At 69.8% G+C, this 1308-nt stretch carries 1 protein-coding gene and 1 pseudogene; both read right to left on the bottom strand.

Annotated features, from left to right (window positions below):
• A pseudogene (locus tag OOZ63_RS28855) lies at positions 1-210 on the bottom strand (hypothetical protein); the annotation flags it as partial.
• A 57-nt stretch (positions 211-267) separates the two neighbouring features.
• Positions 268-1308: tannase/feruloyl esterase family alpha/beta hydrolase (locus OOZ63_RS28860; RefSeq protein ID WP_266009325.1), on the bottom strand; the 1041-nt coding region annotated here is incomplete at its 5' end.

Here is a 1308-nt window from a genome sequence, read left to right on the forward strand (position 1 = left end):
AGGTGTGCCGGCGAAGACGCCGACGCCCCGGAACGTGGCCGAGTAGGCCCAGCCGAGGTTGACGGCCATCACCGCCCCGGAGGACAGACCCGATACGGTGATGTTGGCGGTGTCGACATTCAGCGCGGGCAGCGAGACCACCGCGGCCTGGCCGGCGCATGTGCCGAGGCCCAGCAGGGCCGCGATCAGGGTTGACTTGGGGTGTGTCATGTTTGTCTCCTGGCAGTGGCTACGAAGGCGGGGCGCCTGGGCGCCCCGGTCCATCGTTCAATTCGTCACACAGGTGAAGGAGGCGGCAAGGTTGACGTCGCCGCTGCCGTTGTAGCGCGGCCACTTCGGGTACTCGCACAGCGGGCGGGTGCGGGTGGCGGTGCCGGTGGCCGTGTCGGCCATGATCTGCAGCGGCGGCACGGTCTTCTTCTCGACCCAGTTCTCCAGCGTCGTCAGCGAGTCCCAGGCGACGTTGAAGATCGAGCTGACCGCATGGCCGTAGCCCGGAACCTCGTAGTAGCGGGCGAACTTGTCGACCTCGCCCGGGGTCATGCGGGCCTGCAGGCGCTGGTAGTACTCGGAGCTGCCGCGGGCGCTGACCAGTACGTCGACCAGGCCATGGCCGAGCAGCAGCTTGCCGCCCTTGGCCGCGAAGGCGTCCAGGTTGACCGGCACGTCCAGCAGCGTCGACAGCTCGCTGATGCGCGAGGCCCAGGCGCCCGGGTTCTCCGGGTCCAGCGACAGCGGGTTGTAGCTGAGGTCGCGGGTGATGCCGTAGCGGATCAGCGCGTCGGTCTGCCGCGCCACATAGGGCGCGCCGGCGGGCATGGGGTTGGCCGGCTGCTCGGTGCCGAGATTGAGGAAGGTGATGGTCGGCTGCAGCGGGTTGCTGCCGGCGATGCCCAGGTCGCCCCCCCACATGTTGTAGCCGGGATAGGAGGTCTCGCCGCTGGCCATCGGGAAGTTGAAGCGGGTGGCGCTGTTCATGCCCTTGAGCGTCGCGATCTGCACGTCCGACAGGCAGGTGTCGCCGGTGTCCGCGCCGCCCGGGCAGCGCAGCGGCGTGCCGTTGAGGCTGGCGGTGGCGGGGTCGAACCGGTCGTTGCAGCGGTTCTGGTCGCTGATCAGGCCGTCGCTCAGGCCGTCGAGCGCGTCGCAGCTGGCCAGGGCGGCGTTGAGCAGGAGCAGGCGCTTGGCCTGGTTGGGGTAGGCGCCGGGCTGCGAGAGCGCACGGCTGGCGCGGTGGCCGGCCAGCATGGCCGACATCTGCTTCCAGGCCGGATACCAGGCGATGATGCCGTCCCAGTCCGCCGGCCA

Origin of the sequence: Paucibacter sp. PLA-PC-4 (genome assembly GCF_026241155.1) — a bacterium.
Taxonomy (GTDB): domain Bacteria; phylum Pseudomonadota; class Gammaproteobacteria; order Burkholderiales; family Burkholderiaceae_C; genus Roseateles_E.